20 protein-coding genes and 3 tRNA genes are annotated in these 20,577 nt (G+C 61.2%); 20 read left to right on the forward strand and 3 right to left on the reverse strand.

Going from position 1 to position 20,577, the window contains the following annotated elements; all coding sequences use genetic code 11:
* The first annotated feature begins 128 nt into the window (after positions 1–128).
* A complete protein-coding gene (locus GGQ67_RS08295; RefSeq protein ID WP_183899679.1) occupies positions 129–728 on the forward strand; it encodes an inorganic diphosphatase in 600 nt (199 codons plus the stop codon).
* A 75-nt stretch (positions 729–803) separates the two neighbouring features.
* On the opposite strand, the gene GGQ67_RS08300 is transcribed toward GGQ67_RS08295, so the two are convergent.
* The 3 genes from GGQ67_RS08300 to GGQ67_RS08310 form a co-directional block, all read right to left on the reverse strand.
* Positions 804–1,790: an aldo/keto reductase gene (locus tag GGQ67_RS08300; protein ID WP_183899680.1), complete on the reverse strand. Its 987-nt coding sequence runs from the start codon at positions 1,788–1,790 to the stop codon at positions 804–806.
* A 124-nt stretch (positions 1,791–1,914) separates the two neighbouring features.
* Positions 1,915–2,520, reverse strand: a complete 606-nt coding sequence (locus GGQ67_RS08305) for a class I SAM-dependent methyltransferase (RefSeq protein ID WP_183899681.1) — start codon at positions 2,518–2,520, stop codon at positions 1,915–1,917.
* A gap of 130 nt (positions 2,521–2,650) precedes the next feature.
* Positions 2,651–2,726: transfer RNA gene (locus GGQ67_RS08310), tRNA-Val, on the reverse strand.
* Positions 2,727–3,118: 392 nt separating this feature from the next.
* Between GGQ67_RS08310 and GGQ67_RS08315 the strand changes: the two genes are divergently transcribed.
* The 19 genes from GGQ67_RS08315 (at position 3,119) to GGQ67_RS08405 (ending at position 20,570) form a co-directional block, all read left to right on the forward strand.
* Positions 3,119–3,195: transfer RNA gene (locus GGQ67_RS08315), tRNA-Asp, on the forward strand.
* A 51-nt stretch (positions 3,196–3,246) separates the two neighbouring features.
* Positions 3,247–3,323: transfer RNA gene (locus GGQ67_RS08320), tRNA-Asp, on the forward strand.
* A 321-nt stretch (positions 3,324–3,644) separates the two neighbouring features.
* Positions 3,645–4,010 (forward strand): NADH-quinone oxidoreductase subunit A, encoded by a 366-nt coding sequence (locus tag GGQ67_RS08325; RefSeq protein WP_183899682.1) that lies wholly within the window; start codon positions 3,645–3,647, stop codon positions 4,008–4,010.
* The gene (locus GGQ67_RS08330; protein WP_018857058.1) at positions 4,001–4,585 is read left to right on the forward strand and encodes a NuoB/complex I 20 kDa subunit family protein; all 585 of its coding nucleotides are present in this window, start codon (positions 4,001–4,003) and stop codon (positions 4,583–4,585) included. The genes GGQ67_RS08325 and GGQ67_RS08330 overlap by 10 nt, the downstream gene beginning before the upstream one ends.
* 15 nt (positions 4,586–4,600) lie before the next feature.
* The gene (locus GGQ67_RS08335) at positions 4,601–5,203 is read left to right on the forward strand and encodes an NADH-quinone oxidoreductase subunit C (protein ID WP_183899683.1); all 603 of its coding nucleotides are present in this window, start codon (positions 4,601–4,603) and stop codon (positions 5,201–5,203) included.
* Between the two features lie 72 nt (positions 5,204–5,275).
* Positions 5,276–6,466 carry an NADH-quinone oxidoreductase subunit D gene (locus GGQ67_RS08340; RefSeq protein ID WP_018900211.1) on the forward strand — a complete coding sequence of 397 codons (1,191 nt, stop codon included), beginning with the start codon at positions 5,276–5,278 and terminating at the stop codon, positions 6,464–6,466.
* Positions 6,466–6,741 (forward strand): hypothetical protein, encoded by a 276-nt coding sequence (locus GGQ67_RS08345; protein WP_183899684.1) that lies wholly within the window; start codon positions 6,466–6,468, stop codon positions 6,739–6,741. The genes GGQ67_RS08340 and GGQ67_RS08345 overlap by 1 nt, the downstream gene beginning before the upstream one ends.
* Before the next feature lie 16 nt (positions 6,742–6,757).
* Positions 6,758–7,879 (forward strand): NADH-quinone oxidoreductase subunit E, encoded by a 1,122-nt coding sequence (locus GGQ67_RS08350; RefSeq protein ID WP_183899685.1) that lies wholly within the window; start codon positions 6,758–6,760, stop codon positions 7,877–7,879.
* A 10-nt stretch (positions 7,880–7,889) separates the two neighbouring features.
* Positions 7,890–9,194 carry an NADH-quinone oxidoreductase subunit NuoF gene (nuoF, locus tag GGQ67_RS08355; protein WP_183899686.1) on the forward strand — a complete coding sequence of 435 codons (1,305 nt, stop codon included), beginning with the start codon at positions 7,890–7,892 and terminating at the stop codon, positions 9,192–9,194.
* A 4-nt stretch (positions 9,195–9,198) separates the two neighbouring features.
* On the forward strand, positions 9,199–9,843 hold the full coding sequence (locus GGQ67_RS08360; protein ID WP_183899687.1) for a 5' DNA nuclease: 645 nt from the start codon (positions 9,199–9,201) through the stop codon (positions 9,841–9,843).
* Between the two features lie 227 nt (positions 9,844–10,070).
* Positions 10,071–12,152, forward strand: a complete 2,082-nt coding sequence (gene nuoG, locus GGQ67_RS08365) for an NADH-quinone oxidoreductase subunit NuoG (protein WP_183899688.1) — start codon at positions 10,071–10,073, stop codon at positions 12,150–12,152.
* A 12-nt stretch (positions 12,153–12,164) separates the two neighbouring features.
* A complete protein-coding gene (gene nuoH, locus GGQ67_RS08370; protein WP_183899689.1) occupies positions 12,165–13,208 on the forward strand; it encodes an NADH-quinone oxidoreductase subunit NuoH in 1,044 nt (347 codons plus the stop codon).
* Positions 13,209–13,248: 40 nt separating this feature from the next.
* A complete protein-coding gene (gene nuoI, locus GGQ67_RS08375; RefSeq protein ID WP_183899690.1) occupies positions 13,249–13,740 on the forward strand; it encodes an NADH-quinone oxidoreductase subunit NuoI in 492 nt (163 codons plus the stop codon).
* Positions 13,741–13,876: 136 nt separating this feature from the next.
* Positions 13,877–14,491: an NADH-quinone oxidoreductase subunit J gene (locus GGQ67_RS08380; protein WP_183899691.1), complete on the forward strand. Its 615-nt coding sequence runs from the start codon at positions 13,877–13,879 to the stop codon at positions 14,489–14,491.
* 29 nt (positions 14,492–14,520) lie between these two features.
* Complete coding sequence (nuoK, locus tag GGQ67_RS08385; RefSeq protein WP_018900202.1) at positions 14,521–14,829, forward strand: NADH-quinone oxidoreductase subunit NuoK; 309 nt, start codon at positions 14,521–14,523, stop codon at positions 14,827–14,829.
* Between the two features lie 7 nt (positions 14,830–14,836).
* On the forward strand, positions 14,837–16,831 hold the full coding sequence (gene nuoL, locus GGQ67_RS08390; RefSeq protein ID WP_183899692.1) for an NADH-quinone oxidoreductase subunit L: 1,995 nt from the start codon (positions 14,837–14,839) through the stop codon (positions 16,829–16,831).
* Positions 16,831–18,342: an NADH-quinone oxidoreductase subunit M gene (locus GGQ67_RS08395; RefSeq protein WP_183899693.1), complete on the forward strand. Its 1,512-nt coding sequence runs from the start codon at positions 16,831–16,833 to the stop codon at positions 18,340–18,342. The genes nuoL and GGQ67_RS08395 overlap by 1 nt, the downstream gene beginning before the upstream one ends.
* Positions 18,343–18,360: 18 nt before the next feature.
* Complete coding sequence (nuoN, locus tag GGQ67_RS08400; protein WP_183899694.1) at positions 18,361–19,806, forward strand: NADH-quinone oxidoreductase subunit NuoN; 1,446 nt, start codon at positions 18,361–18,363, stop codon at positions 19,804–19,806.
* Complete coding sequence (locus GGQ67_RS08405) at positions 19,806–20,570, forward strand: biotin--[acetyl-CoA-carboxylase] ligase (RefSeq protein WP_183899695.1); 765 nt, start codon at positions 19,806–19,808, stop codon at positions 20,568–20,570. Before nuoN ends, GGQ67_RS08405 begins: the two co-directional genes overlap by 1 nt.
* The last annotated feature ends 7 nt before the right edge of the window (positions 20,571–20,577 follow it).

Here is a 20,577-nt window from a genome sequence, read left to right on the forward strand (position 1 = left end):
GCTTTGGATGGGCGATCACGAGAATGTCATTTGGATCGCCCTGGACGCCTGAAACATGTCACATCGCTGTAATGCAAACCCCATAGGCGGATGGCGTTTCTTCGCAATACCAATTGAGGGTATCTCCTATGAGGGCAATTATTTCTGCGGCCGCTGCCGTTCTTCTCACGGCCGGCGTCGCCGCCGCTGCCGACGTTTCCTATCTCGATTTCCCGCAGCCGAACGACGATAGCAAGGAGTTCTTCACGGCGATCGAAATTCCGCAGGGAAGCTTCACCAAATACGAAATCGACGCCAAGACCGGCCGCATCGTCGTGGACCGCTTCCAGTCGATGCCGGTCGTCTATCCGGCCAACTACGGCTCTATCACCAGCTCGCTCGGCGGTGACGGCGATCCGCTCGACGCACTCGTCTACACCCGCGAACCGGTCGTTCCGGGCGCCATCATCCGCGTTCGTGCCATCGGCGTGCTGAAGATGGTCGACGGTGGAGATCAGGACGACAAGATCGTTGCCGTTCCGGCCAGCTCCATCGATCCTACCTACGACAAGATCAAGGAAATCACCGATCTTCCCGAGATCGAGCAGGAGCGCTTGCAGGCCTTCTTCCGCGTCTACAAGCAGCTGCCGGCAAAGCGCAAGGTTGTTGAGGTCAACGGCTTCGACAGCGCCGAGAAGGCACAGGCCGAAGTCGCCGCCTCCATCAAGGCCTTCGCCGAAAAGAAGTAATTCGGGCAAACCCCGGATAAGGAAATGGCCGGGTCGCTGCCCGGCCATTTCTGTTTTGCATGAAGGAAGCGGCTGTTACCAGCGCTGGTGCACATGCGGTGCGATCAGCCACTCGTAGATGTCGTGGCTCGCTGCCATCACCTCGTTCGTCAGCGGCGCCAGGCCGGCGGCCGCCGCATTGGCCTTCGCCTGCTCGGCGTTGCGGGCGCCGGGAATGACCACCGTGACTGCGTCGCTCATCAGGATCCAGCGCAGCGCGAATGCCGCCATCGTGGCGCCTGCTGGAACCAGCTTGCGAACCTCCTCGACCGCCTGCAGGCCGACCTCGAACGGCACGCCCGCGAAGGTCTCGCCGACATCGAATGCCTCGCCGTGCCGGTTGAAGTTGCGATGGTCGTCGCTCGCGAACGTCGTCTCGCGGCTGATCTTGCCGGAAAGCAGGCCGCTTGCCAGCGGAACGCGGGCGATGACGGCGATGTTCTTGCGCCGTGCCTCCTGGAAGAAAAGATGGCTCGGGCGCTGGCGGAAGAGATTGTAGATGATCTGGATGCTGACCACGCCGGGAAACTCGATCGCCTTCAGCGCCTCCTCGACCTTCTCGACGCTGACGCCATAGCCGCGAATCTTGCCGGCCTTCTGCAGCTCGTTCAGCCCGTCGAAGACATCGGGACGGTAAAGCACCTCGGTGGGCGGGCAGTGCAACTGCACGAGATCGAGACTTTCGACCCTGAGGTTCTTCAGGCTACGGTCGATGAAAGCTTCGAGATTGGCCTTGGTATAGCCATCGGCCACATGCGGATTGAGTCGCCGGCCGGCCTTGGTGGCGACCATCGGGCGCTCACCGCCACGGCTCTCAAGCACATCGGCTATGATCTTCTCCGAGCGGCCGTCGCCATAGACGTCGGCCGTGTCGATGAAGGTTATCCCGGCATCGAGCGCCGCATTGAGCGCCGCGCGGCCGTCCGCCTCGCTGACGTCGCCCCAGGCGCCGCCGATCTGCCATGCGCCGAAGCCGACATTGGTCACGGTATGCGGCAGGTGGCCGAAAGAATGCTGTTTCATTGGAATGATCCTCCTCGTTTCGCCAATGGCACTATCAGTCCGCACAAAGGCCGACAAGCGCTTGCGGGGAAGGAGATAGGGCAGGGCGGAACGTCCGCCTCTGCCGTTCCCCGTGCGGCCCGACTCAGAGCCGCTTCAGGCAGAAGGAGAAGTGCGCGTGCGATTCGACGGTGAGGAATTCGAACTGCCAGCCATAATCCTTGCAGAACTTGGTCACGGCTTCGACGACGCCGTAGACGATCGGCTTCACCGTGTTGCCGGTGCAGAAATCATGGCCGGCAATGCGGCCGGTCCGCTTGACCTTGCGGTCGCACAGCAGCAGTTCCTGCCAGGTCAGTTCGAACGAGTGATCGGTGTCGATATAGGCCCAGTCGAGAAAATCGTCCTCGAACTCCGCGAGCTTTTCCAGCGAGGTGCCCTGCATAAGGTGCAGCTGCCCGCTTTCGATCTCTTTGGCGAACTGCGTGTGGATCTGATCGAGACCCGAGCTGTAGCGGTCCATGCTCCAGGGATCGATGAGATAGAGCTGCGCGGGACGATTCTTTTCGAGAATCTCCGCCGTGTATTCCCCGAACGCCGCGCCGATTTCCACGGCCACGCCGCCGTTTGGAATGCGATAGAGCAGTTCGCCGCGATCCGGCAGCAGGCGCGCGTTTTCCATATGATGGGCGCTGAGCTGCGTGCGCGGCATGGCCGCCCGCTGTGCCTGGCGATCTTCGCGTGTTTTCATGATTCCGTCTCCGCCTGAAGCACATGAGGTGCCGTTCGATTTGGCCGGAACCTAATCGTCGGAAACGCGATTAGCAACCGCGGCCAAGGCAAAGCCCAAGGTCTGTCAATCACATAAAGGGGAGAGAAAATGGTGGGCGATGAGAGACTCGAACTCCCGACATCCTCGGTGTAAACGAGGCGCTCTACCAACTGAGCTAATCGCCCTCCGCGGTGCGGATCATGTCCGCCGCGTCGATGGCCGTGATCTATGCGGATCGCGGACAAACCGCAAGAGCGTTTGTGAAGATTTTTTGATTTTTTTCGATCGACGTCCGCCGACCTCCCGGTTTCCCGACGCTTGCGGCTGTGGAAAACAAAAATCGACAAGGGCAGGGCGGTTCGTTCGTCGATGGCGGAGGAAGCAGTGCGCGAAAGCATACATATAAGTGGGCGATTTCGGATGTGATTTCATTCACCCACAAACAAATCGCAGGCTGTCATCGTTTTGTCTCCAAACCTGCTTGACACTCAAATGCGAACCCCGTAGTTAGCCGCTCATCGAAGCGGCAAGCTGCTTTGACACGGACGCGAAAGCCTCCGGATCGCTTGAAATGAATGCGGGTGTAGCTCAGTCGGTTAGAGTGCCGGCCTGTCACGCCGGAGGTCGCGGGTTCGAGCCCCGTCACTCGCGCCATTTCACGCAAATGCTGAAAAGCATGGTCCGGAACGACGCGATCTGAAATGCGCGGGTGTAGCTCAGTCGGTTAGAGTGCCGGCCTGTCACGCCGGAGGTCGCGGGTTCGAGCCCCGTCACTCGCGCCATTTTCAAAAGTTCTCATTTCGAAGACAGTCGCAGGCAGCTTGGTCGAGGATGCTCAACTTGTCCTGTTCCGTTGCGCGGTTGTTTCGAGCCATGCGCTGAGCGCTGGTCAGGCATGCAACTCGAATCCCTGTGGATGCTTTTGTCGCGACATCGTTGCATCTGCTTGATAAACTCCGGCGACGAGTACGCTATTGGCATTCTAAAAGTCTTGCGCCTTGGCTCCGGCTGCGCTAACCACGGCGGGATTACAACGCACGTTCGCTTGCCGGGCAAATGCCCACCCGCGCCTCCCGGCGTAACGGCAAGCAGGGATGAACCTGATGACTGGACTTCTCAGTTCCTATATTCCGATCGCGATCTTCATTGGTATTGCCGCCGTCATCGGCCTTTCGCTGCTGATCGCGCCTTTCGCTGTCGCCTACAAGGCGCCCGATCCGGAAAAGCTCTCGGCTTTTGAGTGCGGCTTCAACGCTTTCGACGATGCGCGCATGAAGTTCGATATCCGATTCTACCTGGTGTCGATTCTCTTCATCATCTTCGACCTCGAAGTCGCCTTCCTGTTTCCGTGGGCCGTTTCCTTCGGTGCGATCGGCTGGTTCGGTTTCTGGTCCATGATGGTCTTCCTTCTCGTGCTGACCATCGGCTTTATTTATGAGTGGAAAAAGGGAGCCCTGGAATGGGAGTAGCCCCAAGCGACAAGGCGCTCGTCGCGCCGCATCCGAAAGGCATCATCGACCCGGCAACGGGCAAGCCGATCGGCAGCGACAGTGCGTTCTTCGGCGAGATCAATGACGAGTTGGCCGACAAGGGCTTTCTCGTAACCTCCACTCGCGATCTGATCACCTGGGCGCGCACCGGCTCGCTGATGTGGATGCAGTTCGGTCTTGCCTGCTGCGCCGTCGAAGGCCTGATGCAGGTCTCCGGTCCGCGTTACGACATGGAGCGCTTTGGTGTTGCTCCGCGCGCTTCGCCGCGCCAGTCCGACGTCATGATCGTCGCCGGTACACTGACCAACAAGATGGCGCCGGCGCTCCGCAAGGTCTATGACCAGATGCCGGAGCCGCGTTACGTCATCTCGATGGGCTCCTGCGCGAACGGCGGTGGCTACTATCACTATTCCTACTCGGTCGTGCGTGGCTGCGATCGTGTCGTTCCTGTCGATATCTACGTGCCGGGCTGTCCCCCCACGGCAGAAGCGCTGCTCTACGGGGTGTTGCTTCTGCAGAAGAAGATACGGCGCACCGGAACGATTGAGCGCTAAGGGCGGAGGACTGTCATGAGTGAAGCCTTGAGCGAACTGTCGTCTTATCTTCGCGAGATGCGTGGCGACCTGATTGCCGATGCGTCGATCAGCTATGGCGAATTGAACGTAACCACGACGCCGGAAGCAATTCTGGCGCTGCTGACGTTCCTGCGCGACGATCCGCGTTGCGGCTTCGTCAGCATGATCGACATTTGCGGCGTCGACTGGCCGCAGCGCGAACAGCGTTTCGATGTCGTCTACCATCTCCTGTCGCCGAAGCAGAACCTGCGCATCCGCGTCAAGCTTGCCGTTGCCGATGGCGTATCGGTTCCGTCGGCAACGTCGGTCTACATGGGCGCCGAGTGGTTCGAGCGTGAAGCCTGGGACATGTACGGCATTCCGTTCTCCGGCCATGCCGACCTGCGCCGTCTGCTGACGGACTACGGCTTCGAAGGCCATCCGCTGCGCAAGGACTTCCCGACGACAGGTTATGTCGAGGTGCGTTATGACGATGCCGCCAAGCGCGTCGTCTACGAACCCGTCGAACTGAAGCAGGAATTCCGCAATTTCGATTTCACGTCCCCGTGGGAAGGCACCGATTACGTACTTCCGGGAGACGAGAAGGCTGCGAATTGAGATGAGGCTCGACTGTCTTGAAGCCTCTCCGTTCGCCGTCTCATGCCAATTGCCAGCGCGGAGCGCGTCGCTATGACTGAACATAACGTTCGCAATTTTACGATCAACTTCGGACCGGAGCACCCGTCCGCGCACGGCGTTCTGCGTCTGGTGCTCGAGCTCGATGGCGAAATCATCGAACGCGTCGATCCGCATATCGGCCTTCTGCACCGCGGCACCGAAAAGCTGATCGAATCGAAGACCTACCTTCAGGCCGTTCCCTATTTCGATCGTCTCGACTACGTCGCGCCGATGAACCAGGAGCATGCTTTCGCGCTCGCCGTCGAAAAGATGCTGAAGCTGGAAATTCCGATTCGCGGTCAGCTCATTCGTGTTCTCTACTCCGAAATTGGCCGAATCTTGTCGCACATCATGAACGTGACGACGCAGGCCATGGACGTCGGCGCGATGACGCCGCCGGTCTGGGGCTTCGAAGAGCGCGAAAAGCTGATGGTGTTCTACGAGCGCGCCTGTGGCGCCCGCATGCACTCGGCCTATTTCCGTCCCGGCGGCGTCCACCAGGACATCCCGCAGGAACTGGTCGAGGATATCGGCAAGTGGTGCGATCCCTTCCTCAAGGTTCTCGACGATATCGAAGGCCTCCTGACCGACAACCGCATCTTCAAGCAGCGTAACGTCGATATCGGCGTCGTCTCGCTGGAAGATGCATGGTCCTGGGGCTTCTCGGGCGTCATGGTTCGCGGTTCCGGCGCTGCCTGGGACCTGCGCCGCTCGCAGCCCTACGAGTGCTACAACGATCTCGAATTCGACATCGCCATCGGCAAGAACGGCGACTGCTACGATCGCTATCTGATCCGCATGATCGAAATGCGCCAGTCCGTCCGCATCATGAAGCAGTGCGTCAATCGCCTGCTCGGCGATGCCAAGGTCGGCCCGGTCTCCTCGATCGACGGCAAGGTCGTTCCGCCGAAGCGTGGCGAGATGAAGCGTTCGATGGAAGCGCTGATCCACCACTTCAAGCTCTACACCGAAGGCTACCACGTTCCGGCCGGCGAAGTGTATGCGGCCGTCGAAGCGCCGAAGGGCGAGTTCGGCGTCTACGTCGTCGCCGACGGCAGCAACAAGCCCTACCGTTGCAAGATCCGCGCTCCGGGCTATGCCCACCTGCAGGCGATGGATTTCCTCTGCAAGGGCCACATGCTTGCCGACGTGACCGCCGTTCTCGGTTCGCTCGACATCGTCTTCGGCGAGGTCGACCGCTAATGAAGCTGCCGGCACTCGCTACCGTCGTTCTCCTCCTGGCTTCCGGGGCATACGCCCAGCAGGCCGGTGGACTTGGCCCCAAGCTGGGCCAGGAAGACGTGGCGCCGCCGGCAAACAAGGCGTCCATGGGCGAACTTTTGTCCAGGGGCTATCAAATCAAGGCTGCAGTGCCCAACGGTGGTAAGTTCTTCGTTGTGTTTCTGCAGAAAGACCAGTCGGCCTATGCTTGCGAGATGAAGTCTCTGACGTCGTCGCAGTGTGGCGCCCTAAACTGACAAGGCGTGAGGAAGAATGTCCGTTCGTCGACTAGCCGAAGATCAATTCCAGCCTGCCGCGTTCGCCTTCAATGACGAGAACGCGGTCTGGGCGGATAAGACGATCCAGAAATACCCTGCGGGCCGTCAACAATCCGCGGTCATTCCGCTGTTGATGCGAGCGCAGGAACAGGACGGCTGGGTCACGCGCGCGGCGATCGAAAAGGTCGCCAACATGCTCGACATGGCCTATATCCGTGTTCTCGAGGTCGCGACCTTCTACACGCAGTTCCAGCTCGGCCCGGTCGGCACGCGCGCCCACATCCAGGTGTGCGGCACCACGCCCTGCATGCTGCGCGGTTCGGAAGGCCTGATGTCGGTCTGCAAGAGCAAGATCCATCATCATCCGTTCGAGCGTAACGCCGAAGGCACGCTGTCCTGGGAAGAAGTCGAATGTCTCGGGGCTTGCGTCAACGCGCCCATGGTGATGATCGGCAAGGACACCTATGAAGACCTGACGCCGGAGCGGCTGGCCGAGATCATCGACACCTTCGATGCCGGCAACGGCGCGAGCATCACGCCCGGGCCGCAGATCGACCGTCATTTCTCGTCTCCGGAAGGCGGTCCGACCACGCTGACCGACGCAGAGCCGAAGAAGAAGGCATCCGCCAAGAAGGTCGTCGCCGATGCGGCGACCGCAACGGTTGATGCGGCACCGGTTCCTCCGTCGGAAGCCGCCCGGGCCAAGAGCACGGACGCCGAGACCAATGCCGCGCTGAAGACGCCGGTAACAGCACCCAAGGCGGCCGCGAACAACGCCAAGGCTGTCGAAGAGCAGGCTGCGGCTCCGGCGGCTGACGCCGGAAAGCCGTCGCTCACCGACAAGAACCGTCCGGCCGGCATCGAGCGGCCCGCGACCCCCGACGATCTGAAGCTGATCTCGGGCGTTGGCCCGAAGATCGAAGGTACGCTGCACGAACTCGGCATCTTCACCTTCGCGCAGGTCGCGGGCTGGAAGAAGGCCGAGCGCGACTGGGTCGATGGCTACCTGAATTTCAAGGGCCGCATCGATCGTGACGACTGGGTCAAGCAGGCCAAGGCGCTCGCCAAGGGCGGCGAAGCCGAATACATTAAAGTTTTCGGCAAGAAGCCGCGGTAAGAGGTGAAGCATGTTACAAGATAAAGACCGCATCTTTACCAATATCTACGGCCTCAAGGACAAGTCCCTGAAGGGCGCGATGAGCCGCGGCCACTGGGATGGCACCAAGCAGATCCTCGAAAAGGGTCGCGACTGGATCATCAACGAGATGAAGGCCTCCGGGCTTCGCGGCCGTGGCGGCGCAGGCTTCCCGACAGGTCTCAAGTGGTCCTTCATGCCGAAAGAAAGCGACGGTCGCCCGCACTACCTCGTCGTCAACGCCGACGAGTCCGAGCCCGGCACCTGCAAGGACCGTGACATCATGCGTCACGATCCGCACACGCTGATCGAAGGCTGCGTCATCGCCAGCTTCGCCATGGGCGCCAACGCCGCCTACATCTACGTGCGCGGCGAATATGTCCGCGAGCGCGAGGCGCTGCAGGCCGCGATCGACGAGTGCTACGACTACGGCCTTCTCGGCAAGAACAACAAGCTCGGCTATCCGATGGACATCTTCGTCCACCACGGCGCCGGTGCCTATATCTGCGGCGAGGAAACCGCGCTTCTCGAAAGCCTGGAAGGCAAGAAGGGCCAGCCGCGCCTGAAGCCGCCATTCCCGGCCAACATGGGCCTCTACGGCTGCCCGACCACTGTTAACAACGTCGAGTCGATCGCCGTTGCCCCGACCATCCTGCGTCGCGGCGCCGGCTGGTTCTCGTCGATCGGCCGTCCGAACAATGTCGGTACCAAGCTGTTCATGCTCTCGGGTCACGTCAACAAGCCGTGCACCGTCGAGGAAGAAATGGGCATCACCTTCCGCGAGCTGGTCGACCGTCATGCCGGCGGTATCCGCGGCGGTTGGGACAACCTGCTCGCCGTCATCCCGGGCGGCGCATCGTGCCCGATCGTTCCGGCCAAGGACATCATCGATTGCCCGATGGACTTCGACGGCCTGCGCGCTGTCGGCTCTTCCTTCGGCACGGCCGCCGCGATCGTCATGGACAAGTCCACCGACGTCGTGAAGGCGATCGCCCGTATCTCGGCCTTCTTCAAGCATGAGAGCTGCGGCCAGTGCACGCCGTGCCGCGAAGGTACCGGCTGGATGTGGCGTGTCATGGAGCGCATGGCCAAGGGCAACGCCCAGAAGCGCGAAATCGACATGCTCTTCGCCGTCACCAAGCAGATCGAAGGCCACACCATCTGTGCGCTCGGCGATGCTGCCGCATGGCCGGTGCAGGGTCTGATCCGTAACTTCCGTCATGAGATCGAAGCGCGGATTGATCAGTATACAGCGAGCGCCATGGATCATGGCGCGGTTCTCGAGGCTGCTGAGTAAGACGATGGCAAACGCATCCGACGGCAAGAACAAGGAAGGGGTCGCCGATTTCTCGGCCGACTTCGGCCGTCTTGCCGCCGAGATGCTGGAAAATGCCCGCGCCTTGCCGATCGCGCCGATGATGGTCAATCCGGCAGCCGCCATGGCCGCCGCGACCGCGATCGGTTTCGGCTTCTCCACGCAGATGGCCGGCGCCTTTTTCGGCGCCCTCCAGGGAGCGATGGAAGCGTCGAACAAGCTGGCGGCCGTTCTCGACGAGACGCCGCCGGAAGAGCCGAAGCCCGAGATCGACGTGAAGCTGGAAAACATTCGTCCGGCCGCGACGAAAAAGGCAGCTACCCGCGTGAAGCTGGCGGTCGTGTCCGACACGGCCGAGCCGGTTGCGGCGAAGGCGAAAGTTACCTCGGCCGGCAAGCCGGCTGCCCGGGGCAGGAAGGCCGATGATCTCAAGCAGATCTCCGGCATCGGCCCGAAGCTGGAGCAGGTGCTGAACGCCAGGGGCGTGCGCACGCTCGCGGTGATCGCCGCCTGGTCGGATGCCGATGTGGCCAGCCTCGACGCGGAACTCGGCTTCGACGGCCGCATCGCCCGCGATGGCTGGGTGGCGCAGGCCAAGGCGCTGACGGCGAGGGGCCGGAAGCGGACGTGATGATGTCCGGTCGCGGATCGCGACCGGAGGAGAGACAAGGCCGAGCGGCGCGGGGAGGGTCCCGGTGCCGCGAAGGTCGCAGGCCGGTTCCCGGGCCTCGGGGGGCGGAGACGAAAATTTGGACGACACCGGTGTCAGTGGGATCGAAATCCGCCCTGGCAGTGGAAACGTTGCAGAATAGGTTTGTTTGCCGGCATCCGGTGAACGGGAAACAGGACTGAGTGACGATGGCAAAACTGAAGATTGACGGTAACGAGATCGAGGTCCCGGATCATTACACCCTCATTCAGGCGTGTGAGGAAGCCGGTGCTGAAGTTCCGCGCTTCTGCTTCCACGAACGCCTTTCGGTTGCCGGCAACTGCCGCATGTGCCTCGTCGAGGTCAAGGGTGGCCCGCCGAAGCCGCAGGCATCTTGCGCCATGGGCGTGCGCGATATCCGCGGCGGCCCGAACGGCGAACTGCCCGAGGTCTTCACCAACACGCCGATGGTCAAGAAGGCCCGCGAAGGCGTGATGGAATTCCTGCTGATCAACCATCCGCTGGATTGCCCGATCTGCGACCAGGGTGGCGAGTGCGACCTGCAGGACCAGGCCATGGCCTTCGGTATCGCCGGCTCGCGCTATCAGGAAGACAAGCGCGCCGTCGAGGACAAGTACATCGGACCGCTCGTCAAGACGGTCATGAACCGCTGCATTCACTGCACGCGCTGCGTTCGCTTCACCACCGAGGTCGCCGGCATCGCCGAGCTTGGCCTGATCGGTCGTGGCGAGGATGCCGAGATCACGACCTATCTCGAGCAGGCGATGACCTCCGAGCTGCAGGGCAACGTCGTTGACCTGTGCCCGGTCGGCGCGCTGACCTCCAAGCCCTTCGCCTTCACGGCCCGTCCGTGGGAACTGAACAAGACCGAAACGATCGACGTCATGGACGCGCTCGGTTCGGCGATCCGCGTCGACACCCGTGGCCGCGAAGTCATGCGCGTCATGCCGCGCGTCAACGACCAGATCAACGAAGAGTGGATATCCGACAAGAGCCGCTTCATCTGGGACGGCCTGAAGACGCAGCGCCTCGATAAGCCTTATGTTCGCAAGGACGGTCGCCTGCAGGTCGCAAGCTGGCCGGACGCGTTCGCCGCCATCAAGTCCGCCGTGGCCTCGACCTCCGGCGACAAGATCGGCGCGATCGCCGGCGACCTCGCTTCGGTCGAAGAGATGTACGCCCTGTCCGAGCTGGTGAAGTCGCTCGGTTCCGAGAACCTCGACTGTCGCCAGGATGGGACGGCACTCGATCCGTCGCTCGGCCGCGCAAGCTACATCTTCAATCCGACGATCGAAGGCATCGAGCAGGCCGACGCGCTACTGATCATCGGCGCCAACCCGCGCTTCGAAGCCGCCGTTCTCAATGCCCGCATCCGCAAGCGCTGGCGCCGCGGCAACTTCCCGATCGGCGTGATCGGCGAAGCCGGCGAATTGCGTTACGACTACGAATATCTCGGTTCCGGCCCGGATACGCTGAAGGATCTGGTCGATGGCACCCACAGCTTCGCCAAGGTGCTGGCCGATGCCAAGAAGCCGCTGATCATCATCGGCCAGGGCGCTCTCGCACGCGCTGATGGCACTGGCGTTCTCGCCAGCGCCGCCAAGCTCGCCGGCACTGTCGGCGCGGTCGTCGATGGCTGGAACGGCTTTGCCGTTCTGCACACGGCTGCCGCCCGCGTGGGCGGTCTTGATCTCGGCTTCGTGCCGGGCGCCAAGGGCGTCGATGCTGCTGAAATGCTGACGTCGATGGACGTTCTCTTCCTGCTCGGCGCCGATGAGATGAATTTCGAAGCCAAGAAGGCGAAGTTCACCGTCTACATCGGTTCGCATGGCGACCAGGGCGCGCAGAACGCCGACGTCATCCTGCCGGCCGCCGCTTACACGGAAAAGTCGGGCACCTGGGTCAACACCGAGGGCCGGGTGCAGATCGGCAATCGCGCCGGCTTTGCTCCGGGCGATGCCCGCGAGGATTGGGCGATCATCCGCGCGCTGTCCGACGTTCTCGGCAAGAAATTGCCGTTCGATTCGTTGAGCCAGCTTCGCGCCAAGCTCTACCAGGCGTTCCCGCATTTCGCGGCCGCCGACGAGATTGCCGAAAGCGACAGCGCCAAAATTGCAGCGGTGGCCAAAAAAGCCGGCAAAATGAACAAGTCCGGCTTTGCATCGCCGGTGAAAGACTTCTATTTGACGAACCCAATCGCGCGCGCGTCGGCTGTCATGGCCGAGTGCTCGGCATTGGCCCGCAACAACTTCAAAGTCGCGGCAGAGTAAGGGCAGGGGACTATGGAATCGTTTCTTTCAACATATGTCTGGCCAGGCCTCCTCATGGTCGGTCAGTCGCTTCTCGTCCTCGTCTGCTTGCTCGTCTTCATCGCCTACATTCTGTTGGCCGACCGCAAGATCTGGGCGGCCGTACAGTTGCGCCGTGGACCGAATGTGGTGGGTCCATTCGGCCTTTTCCAGTCCTTCGCCGATCTTTTGAAGTTCGTCTTCAAGGAGCCGATCATTCCGGCCGGCGCCGACAAGGCGGTCTTCCTTCTGGCGCCGCTGGTCACCGTGCTTCTGGCGCTCTCGACCTGGGCTGTGATTCCCTTCGCGGATGGCTGGGTCATCGCCAACATCAACGTCGGCATCCTCTACATCTTCGCGATCTCCTCGCTTGAAGTGTACGGCGTCATCATGGGCGGCTGGGCCTCGAACTCGAAGTATCCGTTCCTTGGCGCGCTGCGCTCGGCGGCGCAGATGGTTTCCTACGAAGTGTCGATCGGTTTCGTCATCGTCACCGTCCTGCTTACGGTGGGTTCGCTCAATCTGACGGATATCGTCTATGCGCAGCAGAGTGGCATCGGTACGGGCGTCGGCCTGCCATCGTCCTTCCTGGACTGGAATTGGCTTGCACTGTTCCCGATGTTCATCATCTTCTTCATCTCGGCACTGGCTGAAACCAACCGTCCGCCCTTCGACCTTCCGGAAGCTGAATCCGAACTCGTCGCCGGCTTCATGGTCGAGTATGGTTCCTCCCTCTACATGATGTTCATGCTCGGCGAATACGCGGCCATCGTCCTGATGTGCTCGCTGACGACGATCCTGTTCCTCGGGGGCTGGCTGCCGCCGGTCGACGTCTGGTTCCTCAACTGGGTTCCCGGCATCGTCTGGTTCATGCTGAAGTCGTGCCTGGTGTTCTTCATGTTCGCGATGGTCAAGGCATTCGTCCCGCGCTATCGCTACGACCAGCTGATGCGCCTCGGCTGGAAGGTCTTCCTTCCGCTGTCGCTCGCCATGGTCATCATCGTTGCATTCGTGCTGAAGCTGACGGCAGGGGCGTGATCATGCCGGCCGTGGTTTCCAGCAATATTGGAGGTTGAAGATGGCAGGCTTGTCCAACGCTGTCAGCTCGTTGTTCCTGAAGGAATTCGTCAGCGCGTTCTGGCTGACGTTCCGCTACATTTTCAAGCAGAAGGCAACGGTGAACTATCCGTTCGAAAAGGGACCGGTGAGCCCGCGCTTCCGTGGCGAACATGCTTTGCGCCGTTATCCGAACGGTGAAGAGCGCTGCATCGCCTGCAAGCTCTGCGAGGCGATCTGTCCTGCTCAGGCGATCACCATCGAAGCCGGCCCGCGCCGCAACGATGGCACCCGCCGCACGGTCCGTTACGATATCGACATGGTGAAGTGCATCTATTGCGGCTTCTGCCAGGAGGCATGCCCGGTCGATGCGATCGTCGAAGGCCCGAATTTCGAATTTGCGACGGAAACCCGCGAAGAGCTCTATTTCGACAAGCAGAAGCTCCTCGAAAACGGCGATCGTTGGGAGCGCGAAATCGCTCGCAACCTCGCGCTCGACGCTCCGTACCGTTGATTGAAATTGAAATGCCGGGCGGTGCTTGAAGCGTCGCCCAGTCAACATGCACCAGAGCTTCGCGACAACCAATGCGAAGCTTCATCGGGCGGGGGAAACCCCCGACAGCCCGTGGGAAGATGAAGAAGGCACGAACATGGGTCTGCAGGCTCTATTTTTCTATATTTTCGCCTTTATCGCGATAGCGTCGGCGTTCATGGTCATTTGGTCGAAGAACCCGGTTCACTCGGTTCTGTTCCTGATCCTGGTTTTCTTCAACGCGGCCGGTCTCTTCCTGCTGCTCGGGGCTGAATTCCTCGCGATGATCCTGCTCGTCGTTTATGTCGGCGCCGTGGCGGTTCTCTTCCTCTTCGTGGTCATGATGCTCGACATCGACTTCACGGAGCTGCGTGCGGGCGTTCTGGAATACGCGCCGATCGGCGCGCTGATCGGATTGATCCTCGCGGCCGAGCTGATCGTCGTCGTCGGCGGCAGCATGATCTCGCCGGAGATCGCCAAGACGGTGGCGATGCCGATCCCCGCGATCACCGAGCGCACCAACACCGCCGCCCTCGGCGACGTGCTCTATACGAATTATGTCTACTTCTTTGAAATCGCCGCTCTCGTCCTGCTGGTGGCCATGATCGGGGCGATCGTGCTCACGCTCAAGCATCGCACGACGGTCAAGCGTCAGAACATCGCAAACCAGGTTGCCCGCAACCCGAAGACCGCCGTCGAGGTGATCTCGGTGAAGCCGGGTCAGGGGCTTTGAGGCAGGCGCGAGCTTAAGGAAACAACACTATGGTCATCGGACTTTCCCATTACCTGACGGTCAGCGCCATCCTCTTCACGCTCGGCGTCTTCGGCATCTTCCTCAACCGGAAGAACATCATCGTCATCCTGATGTCGATCGAGCTCATTCTGCTCGCCGTCAACATCAACATGGTCGCCTTCTCGTCGTTCCTGAACGACATCGTCGGCCAGGTCTTTGCATTGTTCATTCTGACCGTCGCCGCGGCTGAAGCGGCCATCGGTCTTGCAATTCTCGTCGTCTTCTACCGCAACCGCGGCTCCATCGCCGTGGAAGACGTCAATATGATGAAGGGCTGATAAGGCTATGTTTTTATATAAGGCTATCGTCTTTCTTCCCTTGATCGGCGCGATCATCGCCGGCCTTTTCGGCCGCGCGATCGGCGCCAAGGCATCGGAATACCTCACGACCGGTCTGATGATCATCACGGCGGTGTTGTCGTGGTACGTCTTCATCACCGTCGGCATGGGCGAGGTCGAAGGCGGCCCGATCAAGGTTGAAGTCCTGCGCTGGATCCAGTCCGGCGGCATCGACGTCTCCTGGTCGCTGCGCATCGACACGCTGACCTCGGTCATGCTGATCGTCGTCAACTCCGTTTCGACGCTCGTTCACCTCTACTCGATCGGGTACATGCACCACGACCCGCATCGCCCGCGCTTCTTCGCCTATCTGTCGCTGTTCACCTTCGCGATGTTGATGCTGATCACGTCCGACAACCTTGCCCAGATGTTCTTCGGCTGGGAAGGCGTGGGTCTGGCATCCTATCTGCTGATCGGCTTCTGGTACAAGAAGCCGTCGGCCAACGCCGCGGCGATGAAGGCCTTCGTCGTCAACCGCGTCGGCGACTTCGGCTTCATTCTCGGTATTGCGAGCGTCTTCGTCCTCTTCGGCGCCATCAACTTCGACACCATCTTCGCGAACGCCGCCGGCTTCGCCAAGGAGGGTGGCGCGGGCACCGACGTCGTTCTCAATCTCTTCGGCATGCAGCTCAACAAGGCTCAGGCACTGACCGGCGCCTGCCTGCTGCTCTTCATGGGCGCGATGGGCAAGTCGGCGCAGTTCCTGCTGCACACCTGGCTGCCGGACGCCATGGAAGGCCCGACGCCCGTGTCGGCCCTCATCCATGCCGCGACCATGGTCACCGCCGGCGTCTTCCTCGTCGCCCGCATGTCGCCGCTGTTCGAACTGTCGCCCGATGCGCTGACGGTCGTGACCCTCATTGGTGCGATCACCGCCTTCTTCGCGGCAACCGTCGGCCTCGTGCAGAACGATATCAAGCGCGTCATCGCCTATTCGACCTGCTCGCAGCTCGGCTACATGTTCGTCGCTCTCGGCGTCGGCGCCTATGGCGCGGCCATCTTCCACCTGTTCACGCACGCTTTCTTCAAGGCACTGCTCTTCCTTTGCGCCGGCTCGGTCATCCATGCCGTCGATGGCGAGCAGGACATGCGTCGCATGGGTGGTCTGCGTCCGCACATCAAGGTGACCTTCGTCATGATGCTGATCGGCACGCTCGCCATTACCGGCGTCGGCATTCCCTTCACGTCGTTCGGTTTTGCCGGCTTCTTCTCGAAGGACGTCATCATCGAGGCCGCCTACGCTTCGAATTCGCCGGTCGCCGGTTTCGCCTTCGCCATGCTGGTGATCGCGGCTCTGTTCACGAGCTTCTACTCCTGGCGCCTGATGTTCCTCACCTTCTTCAACAAGCCCCGCGCTTCGCATGAGGTCATGCATCACGTGCACGAATCGCCTCAGGTCATGCTCGTGCCGCTTTATCTGCTGGCGCTCGGTGCGATCTTTGCCGGCTGGTACTTCGAAGGTTACTTCTACGGCGAGGAATATGCCGAGTTCTGGAAGGGCGCTCTCTTCACGGCCGAAGGCAACGACATGCTGACCGCGTATCATGAGGTTCCCCCTCTTGTTATCCTCAGTCCGTTCATCGCCATGGTCACCGGCTTCGTGATCGCCTGGTACATGTACATCAAGTCGCCATCGACGCCGGCCGTGCTCGCACGCCAGCATCGGGTGCTCTATCAGTTCCTCTTGAACAAGTGGTACTTCGACGAGCTCTACGACTTCCTCTTCGTCCGTTCGGCAAAGGCCCTTGGCCGGTTCCTGTGGAAGAAGGGTGACGTCGGCGTCATCGACAACTACGGCCCGAACGGCATTGCCGCCCGCGTCGTCGATGTCACCAACCGCGTCGTGCGCCTGCAGAGCGGTTACCTTTATCACTACGCGTTTGCCATGCTGATCGGTGTTGCGGCGCTCGTTACCTGGATGATGCTCGGGAGTGCCCTCTGATGACCGATTGGCCTATTCTTTCCACGGTCACCTTCCTGCCGTTCGTCGGCGTGGTGCTCCTGCTTCTGATGAACGGAGACGGCCCGAACGGCCGTCGCAACGTCCTCAACATCACTCTGTTGACGACCGTCGCGACCTTCATTCTCTCGCTCTTCATCTGGATCGGGTTCGACAACGCGAACCCGGGCTTCCAGATGGTCGAGAAGCACAGCTGGCTCGGCACGGGCATCAGCTATCAGGTCGGCGTCGACGGCATCTCGATGCTGTTCGTCATCCTGTCGACCTTCCTCATGCCCTTCTGCGTGCTGGCCAGCTGGTTTGCCGTCGAGAAGCGCCTGAAGGAATACATGATCGCCTTCCTGGTGCTGGAAGTGATGATGATCGGCGTCTTCGTGTCGCTCGATATCGTTCTCTTCTACGTCTTCTTCGAAGCCGGCCTTATCCCGATGTTCCTGATCATCGGCGTCTGGGGCGGCAAGGATCGTGTTTACGCCAGCTACAAGTTCTTCCTCTACACGCTGCTCGGCTCCGTCCTGATGCTGCTCGCCATCATGGCGATGTACTGGCAGGCCGGCACGACCGACATTTCGGCGCTGCTTGCCTACAAGTTCCCGCCGCAGATGCAGACATGGCTATGGCTTGCCTTCTTCGCCTCCTTCGCGGTGAAGATGCCGATGTGGCCCGTCCACACCTGGCTTCCCGACGCACACGTTCAGGCGCCGACGGCCGGTTCCGTCATCCTGGCGGGCGTGCTGCTGAAGCTTGGTGGCTACGGTCTCATCCGCTTCTCGCTTGGCATGTTCCCCGTCGCCTCCGACTTCTTCGCGCCTCTGGTCTTCGCGCTGTCCGTCATCGCCATCATCTACACCTCGCTGGTGGCGCTGATGCAGGACGACATCAAGAAGCTGATCGCCTATTCGTCGGTTGCTCACATGGGCTTCGTGACCATGGGCATCTTCGCGGCCAACACGCAGGGTGTGCAGGGCGCGATCTTCGTGATGCTGTCGCACGGTCTCGTCTCCGGCGCGCTCTTCCTTTGCGTCGGCGTGATCTACGACCGGACCCACACGCGTGAGATCGCGGCCTATGGCGGCCTCGTCAACAACATGCCGAAATATGCCTTTGCGATGATGGTATTCACCATGGCGAACGTCGGTCTTCCCGGCACCTCTGGTTTCGTCGGCGAATTCCTGACGCTGATCGGTATCTTCCGGGTCAACACCTGGGTTGCGCTCTTCGCCGCCACCGGCGTCATCCTCTCGGCCGCTTACGCGCTCTGGCTCTATCGCCGGGTGATCTTCGGCACGCTGGAGAAGGAAAAGCTCAAGGCTCTCCTCGACCTGACGCCGCGTGAGCAGCTGATCCTCTACCCGCTGATTGCTCTGACGATCTTCTTCGGCGTCTATCCGGCTCCGGTCTTCGATGCGACCTCTGCCTCCGTCGATCAGCTGGTCAATAGCTATTCGGCCGCAGTCCAGGCAGCGCGTGATGTCGCGCTGTCGATGAAATGATGACGGGACTTTTGTGATATGACCTCTGAAACACTTCTCGCAAGCCTGCATCTTTCGATACCGGAACTGATCCTCGCGATCGGTGCCCTGGTCCTGCTGATGGTCGGCGTATTCTCGGGAGAACGCTCCGGCCGCATGGTCAGCGTTCTCGCGATCATCCTGCTGGCCGTCGCGGCGCTGTGGCTGGTCTTCGCTCCGAGCGAGGGCATTGCCTATGGCGGCGTCTTCCTGGCTGACGGCTTCGGCCGCTTCATGAAGGTGACGGCGCTCGTCGGCTCGATCGTGGCGCTGTTCATGTCGCTCGGTCTCGCCAAGGAAAACCAGCTCGACAAGTTCGAGTTCCCGGTCCTGATCGTGCTCTGCACGCTCGGCATTCTGCTTATGATTTCGGCCAACGACCTGATCGCGCTCTACCTCGGCCTGGAACTGCAGTCCCTGGCGATCTATGTCATCGCCGCGATCAACCGCGACAGCGTCAAGTCCACCGAAGCCGGCCTGAAGTATTTCGTGCTTGGCGCGCTGTCGTCGGGCATGCTGCTCTACGGCATGTCGCTGGTTTACGGCTTCACCGGCCAGACCCAGTTCGCCGAAATCGCGCAGGCGCTGACGGTCGAGGGTACGCGCTCGCTCGGCCTGATCTTCGGTCTGGTCTTCATTCTCGCGGGCATCGCCTTCAAGATCTCGGCCGTTCCGTTCCACATGTGGACGCCTGACGTTTACGAAGGTGCGCCGACCCCGGTCACGGCCTTCCTGGCCAGCGCGCCGAAGATCGCCGCGATGGCCATGATGACGCGTATCGTCATCAGCGCCTTCCAGCCCATCATGGCGGACTGGCAGCAGGTCGTCGTGTTCATCTCGATCGCCTCGATGCTGCTCGGCTCGTTCGCCGCGATCGGCCAGAAGAACATCAAGCGACTGATGGCCTATTCGTCGATCGGTCACATGGGCTACGCACTGGTCGGCCTTGCCGCCGGCTCGCAGACGGGCGTCTCCGGCGTCATGCTCTACATGCTGATCTACATGGTCATGACGCTGGGCTCCTTCGCGATCATCATGTCGATGCGCCGCAAGGATGGCACCGTTGTCGAAAACGTAGCCGACCTCGCGGGCCTGTCGACCACCAATCCGATGATGGCGACCGTGCTCACCATCCTGATGTTCTCGCTGGCCGGTATTCCGCCGCTCGCGGGCTTCTTCGGGAAATACTTCGTCTTCGTCGCCGCCATCGAGGCCAAGCTCTATGCGCTTGCCATCATCGGCGTGCTTGCATCTGTTGTCGGCGCTTACTACTACCTGCGCGTCATCAAGCTGATGTGGTTCGATGAAGCCACCGGCGAATTCGCCCGCGTCTCCGGCTCGCTGCGCCTCGTCTTCGGCGTTTCCGGCCTCTTCGTTCTCGCCTATGTCCTCATCGGCGGTCCGATCGGCGGTGCGGCCGAGCTCGCTGCGGCGACGCTGTTCTGATGAGCTTCGACCCACGGCGCCTGAAGTCGCTCGACGACTTCAGGCACGAGGCTCTGTCGGAGACGTTGTCCACCAATAGCGAATGCCTTGTCCGTGCCAGGGCAGGGGACCCCGGTTGTCTCTGGGTGACCGCGGAAAGACAGACCGGCGGCCGCGGCCGCCGCGGTCGTCCCTGGGTATCGGAACCCGGCAATCTCTACGCATCCCTGCTTCTGATCGATCCCGCGCCGATGGAGCGCATTTCGTCGCTGCCGCTGGCGATCGCTGTCGCAGTGCACGAAGCGGTGAAAATGGTGCTGCCCGCGAGCGCCGAGCCGCTCGAGGTCAAGTGGCCGAACGACATCCTGATCGGCCGCAAGAAGACATGCGGCATCCTGATGGAAGGCGAGGCCCTGCCGGATGGCCGCTATGCGCTCGTCATCGGCATCGGCATCAATGTCGCCTTCATGCCGGACAATCCGCTCTACCCCGTCACCTGCCTGCAGGAGCAGGGAAGTTCCGCCTCCGCGCAGGAACTCTTCGCCCATCTGTTCGCATCCATGGCCGATGTGCTATCAGCGTGGGACCGCGGCCGGGGCGTTCGCGATATAACCGCCCGTTGGCGCCAGGTCGCCTGCGGTATTGGTGAAAAGATAACCGTGAACCTGCCGGATCGTTCGATTTCCGGCCACTTCACCGGAATTGATGATAATGGCCTGTTGCTGCTCGATACGGGGGCAGGCAGGATGATGACGATCGCCGCCGGCGACGTCTTCTTTGGATGATTGGAAA

The organism is Rhizobium metallidurans (genome assembly GCF_014196505.1).
In the GTDB taxonomy this organism is placed as follows: domain Bacteria; phylum Pseudomonadota; class Alphaproteobacteria; order Rhizobiales; family Rhizobiaceae; genus Rhizobium; species Rhizobium metallidurans.

Coding starts and splice junctions, on each gene's coding strand:
- GGQ67_RS08295 (WP_183899679.1), top strand. CDS start 129: ATGAGGGCAATTATTTCTGCGGCCGCTGCCGTTCTTCTCACGGCCGGC.
- GGQ67_RS08300 (WP_183899680.1), bottom strand. CDS start 1,790: ATGAAACAGCATTCTTTCGGCCACCTGCCGCATACCGTGACCAATGTC.
- GGQ67_RS08305 (WP_183899681.1), bottom strand. CDS start 2,520: ATGAAAACACGCGAAGATCGCCAGGCACAGCGGGCGGCCATGCCGCGC.
- GGQ67_RS08325 (WP_183899682.1), top strand. CDS start 3,645: ATGACTGGACTTCTCAGTTCCTATATTCCGATCGCGATCTTCATTGGT.
- GGQ67_RS08330 (WP_018857058.1), top strand. CDS start 4,001: ATGGGAGTAGCCCCAAGCGACAAGGCGCTCGTCGCGCCGCATCCGAAA.
- GGQ67_RS08335 (WP_183899683.1), top strand. CDS start 4,601: ATGAGTGAAGCCTTGAGCGAACTGTCGTCTTATCTTCGCGAGATGCGT.
- GGQ67_RS08340 (WP_018900211.1), top strand. CDS start 5,276: ATGACTGAACATAACGTTCGCAATTTTACGATCAACTTCGGACCGGAG.
- GGQ67_RS08345 (WP_183899684.1), top strand. CDS start 6,466: ATGAAGCTGCCGGCACTCGCTACCGTCGTTCTCCTCCTGGCTTCCGGG.
- GGQ67_RS08350 (WP_183899685.1), top strand. CDS start 6,758: ATGTCCGTTCGTCGACTAGCCGAAGATCAATTCCAGCCTGCCGCGTTC.
- nuoF (WP_183899686.1), top strand. CDS start 7,890: ATGTTACAAGATAAAGACCGCATCTTTACCAATATCTACGGCCTCAAG.
- GGQ67_RS08360 (WP_183899687.1), top strand. CDS start 9,199: ATGGCAAACGCATCCGACGGCAAGAACAAGGAAGGGGTCGCCGATTTC.
- nuoG (WP_183899688.1), top strand. CDS start 10,071: ATGGCAAAACTGAAGATTGACGGTAACGAGATCGAGGTCCCGGATCAT.
- nuoH (WP_183899689.1), top strand. CDS start 12,165: ATGGAATCGTTTCTTTCAACATATGTCTGGCCAGGCCTCCTCATGGTC.
- nuoI (WP_183899690.1), top strand. CDS start 13,249: ATGGCAGGCTTGTCCAACGCTGTCAGCTCGTTGTTCCTGAAGGAATTC.
- GGQ67_RS08380 (WP_183899691.1), top strand. CDS start 13,877: ATGGGTCTGCAGGCTCTATTTTTCTATATTTTCGCCTTTATCGCGATA.
- nuoK (WP_018900202.1), top strand. CDS start 14,521: ATGGTCATCGGACTTTCCCATTACCTGACGGTCAGCGCCATCCTCTTC.
- nuoL (WP_183899692.1), top strand. CDS start 14,837: ATGTTTTTATATAAGGCTATCGTCTTTCTTCCCTTGATCGGCGCGATC.
- GGQ67_RS08395 (WP_183899693.1), top strand. CDS start 16,831: ATGACCGATTGGCCTATTCTTTCCACGGTCACCTTCCTGCCGTTCGTC.
- nuoN (WP_183899694.1), top strand. CDS start 18,361: ATGACCTCTGAAACACTTCTCGCAAGCCTGCATCTTTCGATACCGGAA.
- GGQ67_RS08405 (WP_183899695.1), top strand. CDS start 19,806: ATGAGCTTCGACCCACGGCGCCTGAAGTCGCTCGACGACTTCAGGCAC.